Source organism: Corynebacterium sp. MSK039 (genome assembly GCF_030232315.1).
GTDB lineage: Bacteria > Actinomycetota > Actinomycetes > Mycobacteriales > Mycobacteriaceae > Corynebacterium.
Map to the genome: position 1 here is coordinate 23,757 of NZ_JASPJL010000014.1, position 15,648 is coordinate 39,404.

Consider the following 15,648-nt stretch of genomic DNA (forward strand, 5'->3'; position numbering starts at 1 on the left):
GTCCTTTCCTTGGAAGACGTGTTTTCCCGGCGTGAAAACGGGTTTCACGTGCCGGGGCATGCGTGGCTTTTGAGTCCCGCGGGTGAGGCAGGGGCTCAAAAGCGTCAAAACTCCAGGCTAGCGCGATGGGACGGAGACTGCGACCACTCGGTGCGGGTGCACCGTGAAGGTCTCACCGTCCGGCTCGCTCACGGCGGTGATCTGCGTGGCGGTCACCATCACCACCGAGATCCACGCGCTCACCGTGGAGCCATCCGCCTCCGCGTAGCTCAAACGCACCTGGTGGCCCGAGGTATAGGCCTGACGCAGCGCGGATAGCGCGGCGCGGGGCTCGGTCAGCGTGGCCTCGTCGCCCTCGTGGGCGTTGCTCTCGATATTCGCTGCCCGGCGGTAGCTTTCGATCTCGGCTGCGATGGCTTCCCGTAGCTGCGAGTCGGTATGCCGGCGGGATCTTCCCTGCACGCGGTGCGGCACGGAGCTGTCGCCGCTAGCCGTGGCGTCCTCCGGGGTGCTGCCCGAGAGCTGGAGGCCTCGTTCGGCGTCTTCGATGAGGTAGCGGATGGACTGCGGCACCGCCGGCAGCCCGCCCGGGGTCATGGTCGAGAGGAACTCCGAGATCTCCTCGCTGCGGTGCCCGCCGCGGAACGCGGACTGCAGGCTCGCCTTCGTGATCCGCCAGACCGACGCGATGCCGGAGGACTCCTGAACCGCGATGGCGCGCAGCATCGCCGCGTCCGCCGGGGCCAGCAGGCCTGGCGCCATGACGGTGTGATCGCCCTGAATGATGAGGTATTTCACGGGGGAGGGGAGGAGCTCGTCTAGGCGCGCTGCCAGCGCGGCGACGGGGTCGTCGTCCGTGCCGTGGGGACCAACTGGGACGTCGACGTCAGCGTCGTCATCGTTGTTGTTCGGGGAACCGCCGTCGTCTGGGGCACTGGCGGCCGCAGCTGCGCTCCGGGCGGCCCGCGCCTCAGCGGTCTCGCTGGCGATTTTCAACGCCGACAGCGCTGCCGTGGGCTCGCCCAACGCGGTGAGCCCAAGATCCACCGACTCCGCGACGATCGCCTCCAGCCCCGCCGCGGTCGTGCCCCAGGCCTGGAAGGGCTGCACACGCCACAGCTGATCGGCCAGTTGCGCGGTGCTCGTCGTCGTACCCGTTGGCGTCCTAAAAAGGAAGGGGAACAACTGACGGAGGTGTGCCGCATTCGGGTCCAGCAACTCCTCCTGGAAAGCGCGGACGTCCAGCGCCTCAGCGTGCCAGGGGGCGTAGGGGGTAGCGTGCCAACCGAGCAGCAGCATCGCCCACTGCGTAGCCGGTGAGGATTCAAGGAAGTCCATGGCAGGCTCGGTCGGCGCCCAGACTGGGCCGTCTCCGGCGGGAGGGTGCGCAAAACCAAGATCCACCAGGCCGGCTTCGTATGCCAGCGTGAGGCGGCGGGCGACCTCCTCGGAGTCGGTGCCCCAGCGGCGAGCGATGCGGTTCATCTCACGGACTCCGATGCCGCCGGACATCAGCGGCTGAATGGGCTCGGAACCCAGCTCCTCCAGCAGTTCGGTTAAATCCTGGATCGTCTGGATGACGTTCGCGACCGCCGTGGCCGAAGCCTGACTATTCGGATCGGTGGTCGAGGGCTCGGGCGCCGAATCCTCAGAAGCTGCCGGGTCAGGGGCCTCGGTATCGCCGGTAGCTGGGTTGATAGGGCGCGCCGGGCGGAAGTCCCCGCCGGGCTCGGCGATGAGGGTGCCTCGCAGGTACTGCGCGACCCGGCCGCTTAACCGAGCGGTGTTCTCGTCGATCTGGTCCAAGATCCCGGTGCGCACCAGCGTGGGTAGTGGTTGGTCGGGGTCTGCACCCGGCCGCAAGGACTCGGAATGGCCCACCCCACCCGCGTTGTTGAGGGTGCTGAGCAGGCGGCGCTGGCGGTCGGGGAGGGCCTCCACCGCGCCGGGTAGTTCCGCCGTGGGGATGGGGCAGCGGTTGCAGTCAGCGAGCCGCCACAGTTCCCGGACCGAGGGGTGGAACATGGACGTGAGGGGTCCGGGCAGTTTGAGCAAGAGCTCGTCCAGGGCGTCGGGGTCGGAAGGCTGCTCCGACTCGGGGGATAGCGACCACTCGGGGCCGTAGATCAGGCCCCACGACGCGCAGGAGCGCATGGCTGCCAGCAGATCCGACTGGCTGGGGCGGCGCTCAGCCGGTGTGCCAGCGATGTCCAGCAGTTCTGTCGCGGTCGCGATGATGTCGCTGGCGCTGACCCATTCGTGGGTGGCGTCCAGCTCGAAGCCGGAGTGCAGCACCAGCAGCTCGATGGCAGAGAGGAAGCGCACGCTGGCGCTATCGAGCAGCGTGTCGTCCAGCGCCCCCGCCGCGCCTGCCTGCGTGTCGGAGCCGGCGTGATAGGACGCCCCGCGGGCGGTGGAGCCGAGCTCGGAGAGTGGGGTGGGGGCAAGCAGGTCTATCGCCCCGCGGCTGTGGAGCCGGCCCAGGAGCCCTGCTAGTGACGCGTAATCCTGCCCCAGCAGCCATGCGGGATAGCTCAGGGGTGGGTTAAACGCGTCGTCACGGGGAGATTCGGGGCCAGTCATAGGCACACCATTCTAGTGGACTCGCCCAACCCGTGCCCGCTGACGGCTTAGCGCGGGGTTTTCCCAAACGGGTGGACCGGTCAGCCGTTTTTCGGCTCCTATGGTGCGATTTTCGGTGTGATATGAGAAACTCAAACTATGGCGAACGTTGAAAAGAAAAAAGGCTATGTAGACCCGGCGTGGCCGACTGATATTCCAGAGGGTCAGCACGCTGTCACCGAGCTGGTGGCTTTCTCGGCAGGCGCTCTTTCCCCTTATGGCGAGATCGAGTGGCCGGTGGACTCCTCCACTCTCCCGTACGTGCACCCAGACACGGTGATCAACCGCTAAGAGCGCATTCACGCCGTGGGGTTCAAGCACTCCACGGCGGTTTTCGCGTTCCCTGCTGCCAGCATCAAGTGCTAGCTGCCACTGGCACGAGCGGTTGGCAATAACAGGCAATAGCAGCAGCCCCGGTCGGCGAGTTCATTTCTCGCTGGCCGGGGCTGTTTGCTGTTCGGCTTTGAAGCGTTGAGCTTAGAGGCCGAACTGGTTCAGGATCTGCTGGGCCTGAGCAACGCGGGCGTTGTGCGCGTTGAGGTGGTTGTTGAGGGTCACGCGGTGAGCCTTGTAGAACTCCTCGACCGGTGCCGGGATCGCCAGGCCGGCTGCCTCGAAGCGGTCGACGATCTGCTGGTAGACCTTATCGATAGCCAGGACGTCCTTCTGCTGGGCGAGCTGGGAGACAGCCTTCTTAGCCTCGGCCTGCGGTGCGGCCTTCTTCGGGGCTGGCTTCGCGGAGACGTTGCGCGGAGTCGGGGCGGAGTTCAGACCCAGCTGTGCGGAGCATGCCGGCCATGCGCCCCAGCCCTGGCCAGCCAGGACCTTCTCTGCGACAGCGATCTGCTGCTCGCGGGTTGCCTGGTATGCGTACGGCGCGTACTTCTGGCCACCGTATGCGGACCAGGTGGACGGGGAGAACTGCAGGCCACCGTGGTAGCCGTTGCCAGTGTTGATCTGCCAGTTGCCGCCGGCCTCACACTGAGCCAGGCGGTCCCAGTCGGAATCCGGTGCAGCAGAGGCTGCCGGTGCGAACGCGGCGGCGCCTGCGGAGAGTGCGGCACCTGCGACGGCGATGCGGCCGACGGTGGAGATGGAGTTGCGCTTCGAGTGGCGTCCCATTTTTCTTGAGTTTCCCTTCCGGTGGCCGGTCCCGCGACCAGGCCGAAAACCGTTCGTTTCGTGTTCTCTTACTTCAATGGTGCGCCGTGCGAATCTGCGCGACGCTGTGAGCTATTGCTCTGTGCTGAGAACACACGCTAGCCGTTTATAACGAAATAGTCACGTTCTTCGGAAAGAAAACCCGCCGCCCGCCCTGCGATGCGCCCTCATAAAACGCCTCTGACCTGCCGATTAACGGAAAATAACGAATCGTAACTTTTTCCTGGATTGTGACGTGTTTCACCGGGTGAGGTGGGTTCTCGGCGCATTGATGCCCCACGCAGTGGCCTGCATTACGGATTGTGCACTCGCTGGGCCGGCCTGCTAATTTCAGCTTCTTCAGTAACCCAGGGGTGCGCGCAGAAGCGAGTATCCTGGAGGCTTAACGCCGGGCGGGACCGCACACCCAACGTGCGGAAGCTGCCTGTGGCACCCGCCCCACGGCGCGTGGAACTTCGCGGGAGAGACCGCACAGCGCGCCAAGGTAAGGAAGAGAAGAAAGGTGAGGCAACATGCCAGTCGGTAAAGTTCGTTGGTTCGACGCCGACAAGGGCTTCGGCTTTGTATCCAACCCTGGTGAGGAGGACGTCTACGTCGGCCGCCAGGTTCTGCCCGAGGGAGTCACGGAACTCGTCCCAGGCCAGCGCGTGGAGTATGAGTTCGTCGCTGCCCGCCGCGGGCCGCAGGCGCTCAGCCTGACCATCTTGGACGACGGCCCTCGCCGCGCCCAGCACCGCTTCAAGCCGGAGCAGCTGGCTGGCATGGTGCAGGACACCATTAATCTGCTGGACTCCGAGGTCGTCCCGGTCCTGCAGGCGGGGCGCCGTCCGGATCGCCGTGACTCTCGCCAGATCGTGGAGATTCTTCGCACTATCGCGCGCGAGCTCGATTCCTAAGCCCCCATCAGCCCCCATAGGGTCCCTGTGCCCCGGCATCGCCGGGGCACTTCTTTTATCCTTGGCCGTTACTTTCCGGCCGGGGAGATAGCCCACACCGTGGCCACGGGGGTCTCCTCACCATCAGCGTCGCGGCCGACGAGCAGGGAGTGGATCTCCACCACGGTCAGCTCGGGGTTGCTGCCGTCGGACTTCTTCTTCTCTGACTTCAGGCGCACCGTGGTCTCGGTAGTCTCGTTGGCCTTGTGGTACTGCTCGTCGTTCGCGCCCGGGTCGTCGAAGATGCTGAGCATCGCCCAGTCGTGGTCGTAGACATCCTCCGGGATGCGCAGGGTGATTTCGTCCTGGCCCTTGAAGTCCAGCTCGAAGGGCTTTCCTGGCTTGCAGTCGGGGTCGTCGATCTCGCAGGCCGAATACGGTGGGATTTCTACCTCTTCATCCCCGACGACGGCGACGACGCGCTGGTCTTCCGGCAGCGTGCCCTCGCGGTTGTTCTGCCACCAGTTCACCGCCAGTACGGCGCCGACGATCACGACGACGAGCGCGAGGATGCTCAGCATGGTGATCAGCTGCTTGCGTTGCTCCGCTTTGCGGCGCTGCTTCGCGCTGGGGCGGGAGCGCTGCGGTGCGCCCTCCGCCGGGGTCGGCTTGCTTGCGTTGGCTCGCTTGAGGAACTGCTCGGTGTCCTCGGGGCGCGGTTGAGAGTTAGAAGAGTTCACGGCTACTCATGCTATGCGAACTTGCGCTAGCTCAAAGTCGCAGCGCTTGGTGGTGTTAGCCGTACCCCCGAAGCAAGCAAGCGGGGAGGGGGCTGCCGGGCTGGTGGCACCGTAGTCCCTACGCGGGCTCGAAGGTGACCTCGTACATCGTGTCCCACAGCTTCCCGGTCAGGTAGAAGCGGTCGGTTCCCGGTACGTGGGCGATGCCGTTGAGGACATCGACGCCGGCCTGCCGAGCGGTGGGCACCAACCCCGTCATGTCCACGACCCCGGTGACCTCGCCAGTCGTGGGATCGATGCGGTAGATCTCGTCGCTCTGCCAGACGTTGGCCCAGACCTCGTTGTCCCGGCAGTCGAGCTCATTGAGCATAGTGGTGGGCTCGCCGCCGCGCGTGACATCCACGCTTCCCGTGGCGGCGAAGCTCTCCGGATCCCGGAAGGTCAGCGTGCCGGAGCCGTCGCTCACCACCAGTTGCTCCCCGGTGGAGCAGATTCCCCAGCCCTCACCGTCGTAGTGGACCTGGTCAAGTTCCTCGAGGGTGTTGGCATCCCGCCGGAATGCGGTGTTTTCCTTCCAGGTCAGTTGCCAGACGGTGGCGTGACCGTCCTTACCGACGTGGCGGGTGACTCCTTCGCCGAAGTAGCGGCGCTCCAGGTCGTGGCTATCGGACTGCTCGCCGTCGACGGTGCTGTGGTAGATCCGGGATTCGCCGTTGCGGCCCGTCCCCACCAGGATTTTTCCTTCGTCAACGACCTCCACGCCCTGGGTGAAGCTGGTGGCATCCCACGGGTGCTCGGCGATCACGGTGGCCTTGAGCTGCTCCGGCTGACGGGCGCCTTCCTCCATCGTGGCGGTCCCAGTGACTTGGGCACCCTCGTCGTCGGCGGAGCCGCAGCCGGTCAGCAGGCCAGCGGCGAGTACCGCACCGATCGTCAGCCGGACAGGCCGACGCGCGGAACGGGCAAAAGCTGCAGTGATCATGGCCTCCATTGTGCCCCAGGCGCTGGGCTGTGCCCCGCTCGGTGGTGTGCAGGGCATAATGGGAGTGATGACTAAGCACAGGAAACAGCGTGACCAGCTGCTCTTTAGCGCCGAGGCCCGGGAGGTCGCCCGGGAGGTAATCACGGAAGCCGCCGAGGGGGAGGTGGGCGAGCACCTTGGGGTGAAGGTTCCGCCGCGCCAGGGGCAGGACTCCGGGCACGTGGCCATTCACCGCTTCGCGAGCCTCACCCCCGGATATAAGGACTGGGAATGGATCGCGGTGCTCGCCGCGGTGCCGGGCAGCCAGGAGATCACCGTCAACGAGGTCGCCCTCCAAGCGGGGGCGAAGGCCGAGCTCGCGCCCGAGTGGGTTCCCTACGAGGACCGCGTGCGACCGGGGGACCTGGGCCCCGGCGATACCCTCCCGCCTCGGGAGGACGACGAGCGCCTGGCGTCTTGGGGCGAGCTGGAAAAGGACCGGCGCGCTGAGCTGGAGAACTTCCCCCGCAACCAGAAGGCACCACAGGCGCTGAGTGCGAAGGGACTGGCCGAGACCCTGCAGCGGTGGCGTAAGGGCAACTTCGGCCCGAACTCCGAGTTCGCGGAGAAGGCAGCGATGAGCTGCAAGACCTGCGCTTTCTACCTGCCGATCAATAACCCCGATACTCAGTTCGGCATGTGTACCAATGAATATTCCGCCGATGGGCGCGTGGTGCACGCGACCTACGGCTGCGGCGCGCATTCGGAGACGAAGGAGGAGTTCGACTCCACCGGTGGCCGCGAGTACGGCGCCTTCGACGACGGGCTCTAAAGGCGCCATGCTTAGCGCAGCGCTAATGCTGCCCGCTGCCGCATCCCTACCTCACCGATCGGACACGCCTTGAGGCAGGCGCTGACCGCAGCCCTGCCACCAGCCCCGGCCACCCCCGAGGCGCTCGTGACGATAGTTGCAGAATCTTGGGGCGAAGTGAGAATCTCTTAGGCGAAATAACACTGCGTCCGAAGGGATTTTGCTCGTCCATGTCCACCTCCGCCGCCTCATCAGATTCGGCTCCACCACAACAGCCCGCCCGCAGCGGGTTGGATCGCTTCTTCCACATCACGGAGCGTGGCTCCACCATCCCCGACGAGATCCGCGGTGGTGTGGTCACGTTCTTCGCGATGGCCTACATCATCATCCTGAACCCGCTGATCCTGGGTACGGGAGCGGACGTCAACGGTGACATCCTGGGCACCTCCCGCGTCGCTGCGGTGACGGCCTTCGCTGCTGGTGTGATGACGATCGCCTTCGGTGTGATTGCCAAGTATCCCTTCGGCATCGCTGCCGGCCTGGGCATTAACACCCTGGTCGCGGTCACTTTCGTCGCGACCGAGGGTCTGACCTGGCCGGAGGCCATGGGCCTGGTGGTCATCGACGGCATCATCATCGTGCTCCTGGCCGTCACGGGTTTCCGTGAGGCGGTCTTTAACTCGATCCCGGCCAGCCTGAAGGCCGCGATCGGCGTGGGTATCGGCCTGTTCATCGCCATGATCGGCCTGGTGGACTCCGGCTTCGTTCGCCGCGTCCCGGATGCCGCTGGCACCACCGTCCCGGTCGGCCTGGGTATCAACGGCTCGATCGCTACCTGGCCGACCCTCGTCTTCGTCCTCGGTCTGCTGATCTGTGGCGGGCTCGTGGTCCGCAAGGTCCGCGGTGGCCTGTTCATCGGCATCGTCATCAACACCATCATTGCGGTCGTCATCGAGGCGCTCGCGCCGTCGGGCGCGTCCTTCGAGAACGGCGAGCCGAACCCGAAGGGCTGGTCCCTGTCCGTGCCGACGCTGCCGGACTCCGTGGGTGGCCTGCCGGACCTCTCCCTGCTGGGTGCGGTCGACCTCCTCGGTGCTTTCTCCCGCGTGGGCGTGCTCGCGGCGTCCCTGCTGGTGTTCACGCTGGTGCTCGCGAACTTCTTCGATGCCATGGGAACGATGACGGCGCTGGGTAAGCAGGCCAAGCTCATGGATGACGAGGACCGCCTGCCGAACCTGAAGACTGCCCTGGTCGTCGAGGGCGCAGGCGCGGTCGTCGGTGGCGCGGCGTCTGCCTCCTCCAACACCGTCTTCGTGGACTCCGCATCCGGTATCGCCGACGGTGCCCGTACCGGCCTGGCCAACGTCGTTACCGGCCTGCTGTTCCTCGCCGCGATGTTCCTCACCCCGCTGTACGAGATCGTCCCGATCGAGGCCGCGGCACCCGTGCTGGTGATCGTTGGTGCGATGATGATGTCGCAGGTCAAGGACATCGACTTCGGCGACTTCTCCATCGCTCTGCCGGCGTTCCTGACGATCGTTGTCATGCCGTTTACCTACTCCATCGCCAACGGCATTGGCGTGGGCTTCGTGACCTACGTGGTGATGTCCGTGATCGCGGGCCGCGCGAAGAAGGTCCACCCGCTGCTGTACGTCGTGGCGGCCCTGTTCGTCGTGTACTTCGCCGTGGATCCGATCCTGGGGGCGATTAACTAGTGCATCTGGCCCCGATCGCCATCACCGACCCGGCTGACCCGCGGCTGGACGATATCCGGGACCTCAATTCCTCGGATTCGCGGCCCGATCTGCCGGGCGGCAAGGGGCTGGTCATCGCGGAGGGCTCGCTGGTCGTGCCACGGCTGTTGGCCTCGGGGTACCCGGTGCGGTCGGTGGTCGGTTTCGAGGGCAAGCTCTCCGTTCTGCAGAACGTCACCTGCTCGGCGTCTCAGCCGGCCGGCGGACCAGTGGTCTACCAGGTCTCCCGCGACGTGCTGCGGGAGGTTGCGGGCTTCGACATGCTCCGCGGCCTGGTAGCCGCGGCGGACCGCATCCCGGAGCGTACGGTGCCGGAAGTCCTGGCGGGGATTCCCGCAGGGTCGAGCGTGATCGCCATCCTGGAGGGCGTGGGAGATCACGAGAATATTGGCGCGGTGTTCCGCAACGCCGCGGGCCTGGGGGTGGATGCAGTGCTCTTCGGGGCGGCAACGGCTGATCCGCTGTATCGCCGCGCGGTGCGCGTGAGCATGGGGCACGTGTTGCGCGTGCCGTGGGCGCGGTTTTCGGGGAAGACGACGAACTGGCAGAACGGCTTGGACGCGGTCCGTGAGGCGGGCTTTCAGATCATCGCGATGACCCCGGACACGGAGCTGAGCTTGGCAGACGCGGTGCATGCGGTGCGCCGCGAGCAGGGGGAGGGGGCGCGCATCGCGATCATGGTCGGTGCCGAAGGCCCGGGTTTGACCGAGCACGCGATGCGCGCGGCTGATGTGCGGGCGAAGATCCCAATGATGCCGGGGACGGACTCCCTGAACGTGGCGACGGCCGCCGCAATCGGCTTCTACGCCAGCCGTTACTAGGGGAGGGCTGTAGGCCCTAGAACGGGCCGATGCGTGCGCTAGTTCCGGCCGGTGTTGCGCGCCAGGCGCTGGGCCTCGTCGCGGAGCTTGCGGCCCATGTTCTTGATCCCATAGCGGCCACCCCAGGCCTGCTTGGCGCCACGCACGGCGAGCCTGCCGGTCGCGGCGGCGACGTCCTTTGCGAGCTCGGCTGCCGGCTTGACCTCAGTATTCGAGGTACCACCAGGGGTGTAGTCGTCGTAGCTGGCGCCGTCGTCGGTGTCGGACAGCCCGGAGTCCTCGGCGGAGGACGAACGCACCCCAGCGATGCGGGAGGGGTCGGTGGTCCGTGACTTCGTCTCCGGGCGGCCGTCGGTCGCGAAGGCGCTGATGTGGATGCTGGGGCCCGAGCCGTCGGTGCGGAAACCCAGCCACTCCTCGGCAGCGGCCGCGGCGATCTCGTGGGGGATAAACGGCAGCTGGATGCCCGTGGCCTCGGCGTTGCCCTCCCAGAAGGGCATCTCAAAGGGCATGGGAAGGCCCACGTCTTCCAGGATGTTTTCCCGGGTAGCACTGAACGCCCGCTTGAGAGTGCCGCCGGACCAGTGGGCGAAGCCACCCAGGCCTGCGTAGGTCTGGGAGTCCTCGGATTCGCCGGCGTCCTCGGGCACGTAGGCCGTGGCGTACACGTCCGCGGCAGCGACGAGGTTGCGGTAGTTCTCCGGGATCTCGGAGAGGCGCAGCAGGCCCGGCATGATCGTCTGCACGACCGAGACCTCAGGGAACGCACCGATGTAAAACTCGTGGACATCGGGGGAGGTGCTGCGCGTCATGTCGAAGTCCCCGATGTGCGTCAGCGGCCAGGCCGGGTTGACTTGGGAGAGGTACTTGCGGGCGAAGCCACGGTCGGGGGCGGGCTCGGCGTCCAACACGCTGCGGGGATCCGCCACGTTAACGAACCACAAGGTGACCAGCGTGTGCGGCTGGGTGATGACGTCACCCTGGTTGGGGTTCGCGGTGTCTTCGGCCATGGCTTTACCCTATCGACGGTGTGCTTTAGCGCTTCTTCTTCGGATTGGTGCGCACGCCCAGCAGGACGTCCTCCCAGTGCGGGGTGACGGCCTTACGGCGGCGCTTTTTACCCTGCTCCTCTGTCGGGTGGAGAAGGAAGTCTTCACCCTGCTCGGCACCGGACTCGGCAGCGTCGCCGCCCGCCGGTGCGTTGCTGTGCTCCGGTGCGCGCTGATCCTCGCGGTGCGCGGGGGGCGTGCCACCCTGGGTGTTGGCGAACAGGTCATGGGCGCCAGCGGCCGGGTGGCCACCACCGCCTTCGGCGTTGTCCACGGGATGCAGCGGGGTCACGCTGCGCACCGGCTGGGAGAATCGCGGATCCACCAGGTCCCGGGCCACGGAGTCCAGCGGGTGGACCAGGTTGTGGCCACCGGTAGCGGAGGGCTCGAAGAGGAACTCAGCGGAGTGCGTGTTGGTCTGGCCAGCCGCGGCCTTCGCCCAGCTGACAGTCACGACCCACTGTCGGGACTGATCCTGGTGAGCATCCCACTGGGTATCAGCGACGTTCTCTTCGCGCGCGGCGAAGGCGGTGGCCAGTGCCTCCCACAGCGTGTGTTCAGATGTGCCCTCGCTCGTGGCTGGGCGAGCCGAGCGGGCCAGCTCCGCGATGCGGGAGCGTTCCTGCAGGATGGGCCACGCATAGGGCTCGATGCGGGACTCGTCCGTATCTGCTTCCTCGGCGAGCTCCGCGATGCTCGCGCCGTGGCGAACCCGGTCCTGGATCACGCGGGGGCTCAGTGCGATGCGGGTGCGGTGCGGTCGCCCGCTGCCCGCCTTGGTTCCGAAGCCCTTGCGGACGCGCTCCTCATCTGCGGACTCCTGTTCGGTTTGGCGGGCACGCTCGCGCTCGGCACGGGCCCGGGATTCGTTTTCCCGCAGCTCGGAGAAAGCGGCGGCCAGCCCGTCACCAGAGGTGCCGGAACCGGCGTCGTCCTCCGAAACATCCCGCGCTTCGGCATCCGGAGCCTCGGTGCCTGCTACCGAAACCCCAGTAGCGTCCACGACCTCCTCAGAGCCGTGCTCGGAGCCCGACTCGCTGTTCTCAGCCGTGCCCAGCAGCTCGCGGAGTTCGTCGGTGACCGCGAGGAAGAACTCTTCGGCGGGCTCAGCCCCCGCCGGTGCCTCGGCGGGGACGAAAACCAGCGACTGAGCATCGCTGTCAGTCGTTACCAGTTTCAGTTCCCTCATTGGGGCCTCCTCACGCCTAAAAATCACTCTTAATAACTTTAACGGAGATTGCCTGCCGGTGTGCCGCAGTCACCGTGGTTGGCTGGGTGCGAACCCCAGGCAGGTACGTCGGCGCCGGCCGGGCCCGGGTGATTCTCGGGCGCGCGGCCGGCGCAGGGGAGGGGCTAGAAACCAGCCCCGTTGGATCAGTTACTTCGCGGCGTGGCCGTTATCGAGGATCCAGTCGATCGCGGCGGTCAGCTTCTTGACATCCTCCGGGTCGATGGCCGGGAACATGCCGATGCGCAGCTGGTTGCGGCCCAGCTTGCGGTACGGCTCGGTGTCCAGGATGCCATTGGCGCGCAGGATCTTGGCGATCTGGGCGGCGTCGATGGACTCGTCGAAGTCGATGGTGCCCACGACCAGGGAGCGGGCGGAGGCCGGGGTGACGAACGGGTTGGCACCGTCACGGCCCTCAGCCCAGGAGTACAGGTGGTTGGAGGACTCAGTGGTGCGCTTGACCATGCCGTCCAGGCCGCCATTGTTATTCATCCACTGCACCTGGTTGTCGAGCATCACCAGGGTGCCGACGGCCGGGGTGTTGTAGGTCTGGTTCTTGCGGGAGTTATCGACGGCGGTCTTCAGGTCCAGGAAGGCTGGGATGTAGCGGTCGGAGGCGGCGATCTCCTCGACGCGCTCGATCGCGGCAGGGGAGAAGGCTGCGAGCCACAGGCCACCGTCGGAGGCGAAGCACTTCTGCGGGGAGAAGTAGTAGGCATCAGTCTGGGCGATGTCCACCGGCAGTCCGCCGGCGCCAGAGGTGGCGTCGATCAGGACGAGCGCATCGCCAGCCGGGCGGGTGATGTCCACCATCGCACCGGTGGAGGTCTCGTTGTGGGCCCATGCGACGACGTCGGCGTCCGCGTTATCCAGCTGGGACGGGGACGGTGCGGTGCCTGGCTCCGCCTCGATGATCTCCGGGGCGTCGAGCCACGGCGCCTTCTTGGAGACGGTGGCGAACTTGCCGGAGAACTCACCGTAGGTGAGGTGGGCCGACTTGTTGCGGATCAGGCCGAAGCTCGCGGCGTCCCAGAATGCGGTCGCACCACCCAGGGAGAGGACGATCTCGTGGCCCTCCGGGAGGCTGAACAGTTCGCTCAGGCCCTCGCGGACGCTGCCGACGACGTCCTTGACCCCAGCCTGGCGGTGGGAGGTGCCCATGATGGCTGCGCTATCGGCGATAGCCTGCAGCTGGGCTGGGCGAACCTTGGATGGGCCACAGCCGAAGCGACCGTCGCCGGGGATGAGTTCCTGGGGCAGAGTTGGCAGTTCGTTATTTGGGGTTGCCATAGATGCGGACCTTCCTTGCTGTCCTAACTGGCCTCACTGCGTGGCCGCGTGAGGTGGTGGGCTTTTGTGGTTCAGTTCTCATTTTAGCGGGCGGCCTTCCGGGGGTTGCCACCCGCTGGGGGTAGTGGCGACGCACCCCAAGAATGTCGCGTAGCTCACATATGACGTAGGATACTGGGGTATCCCACGGCGCTGTGGAACGGCAGCGGCAGGGAGCTTCACTAGAGTCGCCTGGCGGCTCGGTGCCCGCTGATGCGGGTGCAGTACGCAAAGTTTCAAGGTGTACGCCGCGAGACGAGCCACAAGCGCTATACACTGTTAGCTACGGACGTACTCCGCGTGTGGAGATATCGCACGTGAACTTTTAGAAAGGGATGGCAATTGGCTACCGATAATCAGGACAAGGCCGTTCTCCACTACCCAGGTGGAGAGTACGAAATGGACATCGTCAAGGCGACCGAGGGTAACGACGGCGTCGCGCTTGGCAAGATGCTGGCCGAAACCGGTCTGACCACCCTGGACCCTGGCTACGTGAACACGGGCTCCACCAAGTCCGAGATCACCTACATCGACGGCGCAAACGGCATTCTGCGTTACCGCGGTTACGACATCGCTGACCTGGCTAACAAGGCCACCTTCAACGAGGTCTCCTACCTGCTGATCAACGGCGAGCTGCCGACCCAGGATGAGCTCAAGGAGTTCTCCGAGCGCATCCGCCGCCACACCCTCCTGGACGAGGACTTCAAGGCCGCATTCCGCGTCTTCCCGCGCGATGCTCACCCGATGAGCGTGCTGGCTTCCTCCGTGAACATTCTGTCCACCTACTACCAGGATGACCTGGACCCGCGTGACCCGGAGAAGCAGCAGCTGAACACCTACCGCCTCATGGCGAAGGTTCCGATGCTGGCTGCCTACGCTTACCGCGCATCCCAGGGTAAGCCGTACATGTACCCGGACAACTCCCTGAATGCTCGCGAGAACTTCCTGCGCAGCATGTTCGGCTACCCGACCGAGCCTTACGAGGTCGACCCGGTCGTCGTCGACGCGCTCGACAAGCTGCTGATCCTGCACGCTGACCACGAGCAGAACTGCTCCACCTCCACGGTTCGCATGGTTGGCTCCTCCGACGCCAACATGTTCGCTTCCGTCGCCGGTGGCATCAACGCACTCTCCGGCCCGCTGCACGGTGGCGCTAACCAGGCCGTTCTGGAGATGCTCGAGGACATCCACGCGAACGGCGACAACGCCGACGAGTTCATGACCAAGGTCAAGAACAAGGAAGACGGCGTGAAGCTGATGGGCTTCGGCCACCGCGTCTACAAGAACTACGACCCGCGCGCGGCAATCGTGAAGGAGTCCGCTCACCAGATCCTGGATCACCTGGGCGGCGACCACCTCCTGGACCTGGCTATGAAGCTCGAGGACATCGCGCTGAACGATGACTACTTCATCGAGCGCAAGCTGTACCCGAACGTCGACTTCTACACCGGCCTGATCTACCGCGCGATGGGCTTCCCGACCGACTTCTTCACGGTTCTGTTCGCCATCGGCCGTCTGCCGGGCTGGATCGCTCACTACCTGGAGCAGGTCAACGACCCGACCGCGCGCATCAACCGCCCGCGTCAGATCTACACCGGCCAGAGCGAGCGCAAGCTCGACCGCTAATTGCTGCTAGCCGAGCTGCGTGAGAACGTGGTTCGCGTGGGCATTACCGGCTACGTACAGTCGGTGCTGTGACACCCCGCCTCCTGCATAGGGCAGGGGCGGGGCTGTTCTTTGAGAAGGAAACTTGCCGGCCTGTGAAGGCTGGCGTGAGGAGAGTGGCAAAGAATGTCGAAGCCGCAGATTGACGCTGGATCTGGTCCGGCGCCTGAGGAGCTCGTGATCGAGGACCTGGTGGTTGGCGACGGTGCTGAGGCTGTGCCTGGCGGCATGGTTGAGGTGCACTACGTGGGCGTGGACTTCGAGACCGGCCAGGAGTTCGATTCCTCCTGGGATCGCGGTGAGTCGATTCAGTTCCCGCTCTCGGGCCTGATCGCTGGTTGGCAGGAGGGCATCCCGGGCATGAAGACGGGTGGCCGCCGGAAGCTGACGATCCCGCCGGCGCTGGCTTATGGCCCAGCCGGTACCCCGCACCCCCTCGCGGGCCGCACGTTGGTCTTCGTCATCGATCTTATCGATGCGAAGTAGCTGGCTCAGCGTCGTCCTGCTGGGTGACGCGAGCTAGCTGGAACGCACACAACCCCCGCCGGGTTTCTGTGAACTAGCCCCCGAAAGTTGGACTGGTTTAATTCTAGGCGGTGAGGGGTTCAAGGGTCTGATTCCGATATTGCATC

Annotated in this window: 14 protein-coding genes; 7 read left to right on the forward strand and 7 right to left on the reverse strand. The window is 65.6% G+C overall.

The window, feature by feature from the left end:
• Window positions 1-117: 117 nt before the first annotated feature.
• Entirely contained in the window at window positions 118-2,583 is a 2,466-nt protein-coding gene (locus tag QP997_RS08530; protein WP_284846870.1) for a helicase-associated domain-containing protein, read from the reverse strand.
• Window positions 2,584-2,721: 138 nt separating this feature from the next.
• On the opposite strand from QP997_RS08530, the gene QP997_RS08535 reads away from it, so the two are divergent.
• On the forward strand, window positions 2,722-2,913 hold the full coding sequence (locus QP997_RS08535) for a hypothetical protein (protein WP_012360804.1): 192 nt from the start codon (window positions 2,722-2,724) through the stop codon (window positions 2,911-2,913).
• A gap of 186 nt (window positions 2,914-3,099) precedes the next feature.
• On the opposite strand, the gene QP997_RS08540 is transcribed toward QP997_RS08535, so the two are convergent.
• Window positions 3,100-3,744: a resuscitation-promoting factor Rpf1 domain-containing protein gene (locus tag QP997_RS08540; RefSeq protein ID WP_284846871.1), complete on the reverse strand. Its 645-nt coding sequence runs from the start codon at window positions 3,742-3,744 to the stop codon at window positions 3,100-3,102.
• Between the two features lie 551 nt (window positions 3,745-4,295).
• Between QP997_RS08540 and QP997_RS08545 the strand changes: the two genes are divergently transcribed.
• Window positions 4,296-4,679 carry a cold-shock protein gene (locus QP997_RS08545; protein WP_284846872.1) on the forward strand — a complete coding sequence of 128 codons (384 nt, stop codon included), beginning with the start codon at window positions 4,296-4,298 and terminating at the stop codon, window positions 4,677-4,679.
• A 68-nt stretch (window positions 4,680-4,747) separates the two neighbouring features.
• Here QP997_RS08545 and QP997_RS08550 read toward each other — a convergent pair whose 3' ends face one another.
• Complete coding sequence (locus tag QP997_RS08550; protein WP_284846873.1) at window positions 4,748-5,398, reverse strand: DUF2771 domain-containing protein; 651 nt, start codon at window positions 5,396-5,398, stop codon at window positions 4,748-4,750.
• Window positions 5,399-5,516: 118 nt separating this feature from the next.
• Window positions 5,517-6,389, reverse strand: coding sequence for a glutaminyl-peptide cyclotransferase (locus QP997_RS08555; protein WP_284846879.1), 873 nt, complete (start codon window positions 6,387-6,389; stop codon window positions 5,517-5,519).
• A gap of 58 nt (window positions 6,390-6,447) precedes the next feature.
• Between QP997_RS08555 and QP997_RS08560 the strand changes: the two genes are divergently transcribed.
• The 3 genes from QP997_RS08560 to QP997_RS08570 all read left to right on the forward strand — a co-directional run bounded on the left by QP997_RS08560 (window position 6,448) and on the right by QP997_RS08570 (window position 9,745).
• On the forward strand, window positions 6,448-7,191 hold the full coding sequence (locus QP997_RS08560) for a DUF3027 domain-containing protein (RefSeq protein WP_284758606.1): 744 nt from the start codon (window positions 6,448-6,450) through the stop codon (window positions 7,189-7,191).
• 209 nt (window positions 7,192-7,400) lie between these two features.
• Window positions 7,401-8,885 carry an NCS2 family permease gene (locus tag QP997_RS08565; protein WP_284846874.1) on the forward strand — a complete coding sequence of 495 codons (1,485 nt, stop codon included), beginning with the start codon at window positions 7,401-7,403 and terminating at the stop codon, window positions 8,883-8,885.
• Entirely contained in the window at window positions 8,885-9,745 is an 861-nt protein-coding gene (locus tag QP997_RS08570) for a TrmH family RNA methyltransferase (protein WP_284846875.1), read from the forward strand. The genes QP997_RS08565 and QP997_RS08570 overlap by 1 nt, the downstream gene beginning before the upstream one ends.
• A 38-nt stretch (window positions 9,746-9,783) precedes the next feature.
• On the opposite strand, the gene QP997_RS08575 is transcribed toward QP997_RS08570, so the two are convergent.
• From QP997_RS08575 to serC, 3 genes are all read right to left on the reverse strand, one after another.
• On the reverse strand, window positions 9,784-10,755 hold the full coding sequence (locus tag QP997_RS08575) for a DUF6928 family protein (RefSeq protein ID WP_284846876.1): 972 nt from the start codon (window positions 10,753-10,755) through the stop codon (window positions 9,784-9,786).
• A gap of 25 nt (window positions 10,756-10,780) precedes the next feature.
• On the reverse strand, window positions 10,781-11,983 hold the full coding sequence (sepH, locus tag QP997_RS08580; protein ID WP_284846877.1) for a septation protein SepH: 1,203 nt from the start codon (window positions 11,981-11,983) through the stop codon (window positions 10,781-10,783).
• Window positions 11,984-12,172: 189 nt separating this feature from the next.
• Window positions 12,173-13,312 carry a phosphoserine transaminase gene (gene serC, locus QP997_RS08585; RefSeq protein WP_284846878.1) on the reverse strand — a complete coding sequence of 380 codons (1,140 nt, stop codon included), beginning with the start codon at window positions 13,310-13,312 and terminating at the stop codon, window positions 12,173-12,175.
• 381 nt (window positions 13,313-13,693) lie between these two features.
• Here serC and QP997_RS08590 point away from each other — a divergent pair, with 381 nt between their 5' ends.
• Both QP997_RS08590 and QP997_RS08595 read left to right on the forward strand, forming a co-directional pair.
• Window positions 13,694-14,977: a citrate synthase gene (locus QP997_RS08590; protein WP_284758601.1), complete on the forward strand. Its 1,284-nt coding sequence runs from the start codon at window positions 13,694-13,696 to the stop codon at window positions 14,975-14,977.
• 165 nt (window positions 14,978-15,142) lie between these two features.
• Window positions 15,143-15,502, forward strand: a complete 360-nt coding sequence (locus QP997_RS08595; protein WP_012360792.1) for an FKBP-type peptidyl-prolyl cis-trans isomerase — start codon at window positions 15,143-15,145, stop codon at window positions 15,500-15,502.
• Window positions 15,503-15,648: the final 146 nt, after the last annotated feature.

Coding starts and splice junctions, on each gene's coding strand:
- QP997_RS08540 (WP_284846871.1), bottom strand. CDS start 3,744: ATGGGACGCCACTCGAAGCGCAACTCCATCTCCACCGTCGGCCGCATC.
- sepH (WP_284846877.1), bottom strand. CDS start 11,983: ATGAGGGAACTGAAACTGGTAACGACTGACAGCGATGCTCAGTCGCTG.
- QP997_RS08595 (WP_012360792.1), top strand. CDS start 15,143: ATGTCGAAGCCGCAGATTGACGCTGGATCTGGTCCGGCGCCTGAGGAG.
- QP997_RS08535 (WP_012360804.1), top strand. CDS start 2,722: ATGGCGAACGTTGAAAAGAAAAAAGGCTATGTAGACCCGGCGTGGCCG.
- serC (WP_284846878.1), bottom strand. CDS start 13,312: ATGGCAACCCCAAATAACGAACTGCCAACTCTGCCCCAGGAACTCATC.
- QP997_RS08530 (WP_284846870.1), bottom strand. CDS start 2,583: ATGACTGGCCCCGAATCTCCCCGTGACGACGCGTTTAACCCACCCCTG.
- QP997_RS08560 (WP_284758606.1), top strand. CDS start 6,448: ATGACTAAGCACAGGAAACAGCGTGACCAGCTGCTCTTTAGCGCCGAG.
- QP997_RS08575 (WP_284846876.1), bottom strand. CDS start 10,755: ATGGCCGAAGACACCGCGAACCCCAACCAGGGTGACGTCATCACCCAG.
- QP997_RS08555 (WP_284846879.1), bottom strand. CDS start 6,389: ATGGAGGCCATGATCACTGCAGCTTTTGCCCGTTCCGCGCGTCGGCCT.
- QP997_RS08565 (WP_284846874.1), top strand. CDS start 7,401: ATGTCCACCTCCGCCGCCTCATCAGATTCGGCTCCACCACAACAGCCC.
- QP997_RS08545 (WP_284846872.1), top strand. CDS start 4,296: ATGCCAGTCGGTAAAGTTCGTTGGTTCGACGCCGACAAGGGCTTCGGC.